At 35.8% G+C, this 4,792-nt stretch carries 1 protein-coding gene and 1 pseudogene; both read left to right on the top strand.

What is annotated here, in order from left to right:
* The first annotated feature begins 30 nt into the window (after positions 1-30).
* A pseudogene (locus HT671_RS12115) lies at positions 31-1,082 on the top strand (restriction endonuclease subunit S).
* A 29-nt stretch (positions 1,083-1,111) separates the two neighbouring features.
* Entirely contained in the window at positions 1,112-4,462 is a 3,351-nt protein-coding gene (locus HT671_RS10660) for a DEAD/DEAH box helicase family protein (protein WP_138699199.1), read from the top strand.
* Positions 4,463-4,792 lie beyond the last annotated feature (330 nt).

Raw genomic sequence — 4,792 nt, 5'->3', positions numbered from 1 at the left:
CAAATCCCGATATTCCGAGGAGGTGGTTGCATGAAGAAAGTGAAATTAGGGGAATTAGTTTCTATTCAAACTGGTAAATTGGATGCCAATGCTGCAGTTGTCGGAGGTAAGTATCCATTTTTCACAACAGCAAAAGAAATTTTGTGGATTAACGATTATGTTTATGACGACGAAGTCGTTTTAGTTGCAGGAAACGGGGATTTAAATGTTAAGTATTATAAAGGAAAATTTAATGCTTATCAAAGAACTTATATTTTGAGTAATAATTCTAATGTAAAAATGAAATATCTATACTACTTTCTTGATAAGTATATAGAGATTTTGCGCTACCAGTCAATTGGAGGAGTAATAAAGTATATTAAATTTAATAATTTATCAAATGCTCTAGTTCCAATGATGAGTGTTTCTGAACAAGAAAATATTATTCAGAATTTTGAGAAAATAGATTATCTAATTTCAAAAAGAAGTCAGCAATACACGGAATTATCAAACCTTGTCAAATCCCGATTTAACGAGATGTTTGGGGATTTTTATACTACATTATTCCCCAAATATAAAATAGGTGAAAAATTTGAAGTTTCTAGTGGAAGTACACCATCAAGAGATAATAAATTATATTGGGATAGCGGAACGATTAATTGGGTAAAAACAACTGAGGTAATAAATAGAGAAATTACGGAAACTGAGGAAAAAATCACAAAATTTGCTTTAGAAAATACATCTCTTAAACTTTTTCCAGTTGATACAATATTAATTGCTATGTATGGTCAAGGACAAACAAGAGGAAGAAGTGCAATCCTCAAAGTTGAATCTACTAGCAACCAAGCGTGTGGGGCTATATTTCCAAATAAAATAGACAATCCAGTTTTTATTTGGCATCAATTAATGCTAAGGTATAGCGAATTACGAGAACTTGGACGAGGAGGAAATCAACCTAATTTAAACGGTCAACTGATTAAAAATTTTGAACTGATTTTCCCCCCTCTAGCCCTCCAAAATGAGTNNAGGTCGACAAATCACAATTTGCTTGTGAGATAGCTATAAAAGTGTGGAGAAATAGCTTGAAATTTAGTATAATATAGCTAAACTATTTGTTTAAAGTGAGAAAAAAATGGGAAATTTTAGCTTTCTTTTAAAAAATGACGAATATGAATCTTTTTCAAAGCCTTGCATTGAAGCTGAAAATATGATTGCTACATCAACTGTGGCTACTGCCTTTATGGCGCGTCGTGCTTTAGAGCAGGCTGTCCATTGGATATATAGTCACGATTCATATTTAGAAGCTCCCTATCGTGCTACTCTATCTTCTTTAGTATGGGATGATGATTTTAGGGATATCGTAGATTCTGAACTCCACAAGCAGATAGTTCTGTTGATTCGGTGGGGAAACCATGCTGCTCATGGTGGTGAAATTAAGGAACGAGAAGCGATTTTAGCTTTGCATCATTTGTATCAGTTTGTTAATTTTATCGATTATTGTTACAGCAATGAGTTTGTGGAGCGTTATTTTGATGAGAAGTGCTTACCACTTTCAGCAAACATCAAATACCGAGAAACTCCACAATCTATGATAAAGTTACAAGACAGTTTACCAGAACTGCCTGATTTTCATGAACAGATGGCTGCTCAGTCCGTAGAAGTTCAAGAGACTTATACTGAAAAACGTGAGACTGCAGCGCAACGGCAAGATGTGCCTTTCCATATTGATCAATTATCTGAGGCAGAGACAAGAAAACTCTTTATTGATATCGATCTCCGTCTAGCAGGATGGATATTTGAAGAAAACTGTCGTGTTGAGATAGCTGTTGATGGTCTCAAGCACGGTTCAGGAATTGGTTACTGTGACTATGTACTTTATGGTAAAAATGGGAAAATTTTAGCGATTGTGGAGGCTAAAAAAGCCTCTGTCAATCCAGAAGTAGGGGAAGTACAGGTCAAAGAATATGCTGAAGCTTTGGAGAAACATATCGGCTATCAGCCAATTTGCTTTATTACAAATGGGTTGAAGCACTATATACTTGATGGTCCGAACCGCCGCCAGATTGCAGGATTTTACTCTCAAGAAGAATTGCAATTAGTGATGGATAGACGTCATCTTCAAAAACCACTTGAGGATATTTCTAGTAAAATTAGGGACGATATTTCCGGGCGTCACTACCAAAAACATGCGATTGCAAGCGTTTGTGAAGCTTTCTCTAATCATCGTAGACAGGCACTTTTGGTTATGGCAACTGGGGCTGGGAAAACTCGTACAGCAGTTTCTCTAGTTGATATCTTATCACGTCATAACTGGGTAAAAAACGTTCTCTTCTTAGCCGATAGAACTTCCTTGGTTAAGCAAGCCTATGATTCGTTTAGAAAATTACTCCCAGATCTTTCCGTTTGTAACTTCTTAGAAGATAAAGAAGGAGCTCAATCAAGTCGCATGGTCTTTTCAACTTATCCGACCATGATTGGAGCGATTAGTGGTCAAGAAGAAGTAAATCAACGTCCTTTCACTGTTGGGCATTTTGACCTTATCATAATTGACGAATCTCACCGTTCTATTTATCAGAAATACAAGTCCATTTTTGATTATTTTGATGCAAGGATTGTAGGCTTAACAGCTACTCCTCGTCAAGATTTAGATAAAAACACCTATGGATTCTTTAATTTGGAGAATGGGGTTCCAACATATGCATATGATTTGGAAGAGGCTGTTAAAGACGGATATTTAGTAGCCTATCATTCTATCGAAACCAAACTGAAACTACCTACGGATGGTCTACATTATGATGATTTGTCTGAAGAAGAAAAGGAACATTTTGATAGCAAATTTGAAGACGATAGCTGTGAAAAAGATATTGATGGGAGTGTATTTAATTCCTTTATTTTCAATAAAAGTACAGTAGAAATTGTTTTAAATGAACTCATGACAAGAGGAATTCAGACAGCCTCGGGTGATGAAATTGGTAAAACTATTATTTTTGCTAAAAATCATGATCATGCGGAATATATCAGAGGTATTTTTAACAACCGCTATCCTGAAAAAGGGAGCGACTATGCTCAGGTAATTGATTATAGTATTAAGCATTATCAGACCTTGATTGATGATTTTAAAATTAAGGAGAAGTATCCTCAAATTGCGATTTCTGTCGATATGTTAGATACAGGTATTGATGTACCAGAGGTTGTGAATTTAGTCTTCTTCAAGAAAGTACGCTCTAAAACTAAGTTTTGGCAGATGATTGGTCGAGGAACCCGTCTATGTAAAGATTTATTTGGACCTGAGCAGGATAAGGAAAACTTTTTGGTATTTGATTATGGGGACAATTTTGATTATTTTCGTGCAGATCCAAGAGATGGAGAGGGTCGTCACATTGTTTCGTTGACTCAGCGTTTATTTAATATCAAAGTGGACTTGATTCGAGAACTTCAGGGACTCCAATACCAAGAAGATCAGTTTGCGAGAGCATACCGTCAGGAGCTTGTTTCAGAACTTCAAGGTCGTATAGAGAGCTTAAATGAGTTAGACTTCAGGGTTCGTATGGTTTTAGATACAGTTTATAGCTATAGGAAATTGGAAAGTTGGCAGAATCTAACTGCTGTTACAAGTGAAACTATTCAAAAAAATCTCTCTCCGCTTTTATTTGATGAAGATAAAGAAGATGAGATGGCGAGGAGATTTGATTTGTGCTTACTTCATATTCAGTTGGGGCAACTGACAGCTAAATCTTCCACTGTTCATATTTCCCAAGTGATGAAGACGGCTAGAGCTCTTTCTGCTATTGGCAATATCCCGCAGGTTTTTGAGCAGGTTGAAATTATCAGGAAAGTACAGGAGCCTGAATTTTGGAAAGAAGTTAGCTTGTCTGATTTGGAAAAAATTCGTCTTGCTATTCGAGATTTATTACAGTTTTTGGATAAAACAGACCGTAAACCCTACTATGTTAACTTTGAAGATCGTATACTCTCCACTGTTCACGAGACCACAGCATTTTTGCAGGTCAACGATCTTCGATCTTATAATGAAAAAGTTGAGCATTATTTGAAAACTCATCTGGATGAAGAGTCCATTTCTAAGCTATACCATAATAAAAAGTTGACATCTGATGATATGCTTGCACTTGAAAAATTGCTCTGGGAAAAATTAGGTAGCAAAGCAGACTACCAACATCATTATGAAAATAAGGCAATTCCGAGATTGGTGCGTGAGATTATTGGCTTAGATAGAGAGTCTGCCAATCGCATTTTTTCTAAATTTTTGTCGGATGAGAATCTCAATGCCAGGCAGATTTCATTTGTAAAATTGATTGTAGACTACATTGTAGAAAATGGTTGCTTAGAGATGAAAGTGTTAACGCAAGAGCCATTTAAATCTCATGGATCTGTTCAACTACTCTTCCAACACCAACTACCAGTACTTCGTAATATTGTTCAAACCATTGAGCTCATCAATGATCGAGCTGGAGAAGTGGCTTAAATTCTAAAGTGATTGCCATACTGAGACTCATTTAAAATTAAAAAGAGTAGAAATTTATGCTATATATGAGAAGTTTTATTAGGAAGAATATCATCGTTTTCCTAGAATACAGTATCAGTTGTTAAGTGGTTGATAAATTTCAAAGTAGATACTTGTACCACGATGTTTGTTGATCGAGTTATTATAAAAGAGCTACTTTGATTTTAAAGAAATAGAAAACAAAAAGCCGAGCAAGAATTCAATTGCAGGAGAAAATGAAGGAATACTCAGTGAAAATCAAAGAGCAAACTAGCCGCAGGCTGCTCAAAACACGGTTTTGAGGTTGTAGAT

It is taken from the genome of Streptococcus sp. 2741 (assembly GCF_013276315.1).
GTDB classification, from domain to species: domain Bacteria; phylum Bacillota; class Bacilli; order Lactobacillales; family Streptococcaceae; genus Streptococcus; species Streptococcus pseudopneumoniae.
Note: the sequence above shows the minus strand (reverse complement) of the source record. Positions and strands in the feature narration are given on the sequence as shown.

Bases quoted from the DNA above. Each gene is read 5' to 3' on its own strand.
- HT671_RS10660 (WP_138699199.1), top strand. From the start codon at position 1,112: ATGGGAAATTTTAGCTTTCTTTTAAAAAATGACGAATATGAATCTTTT.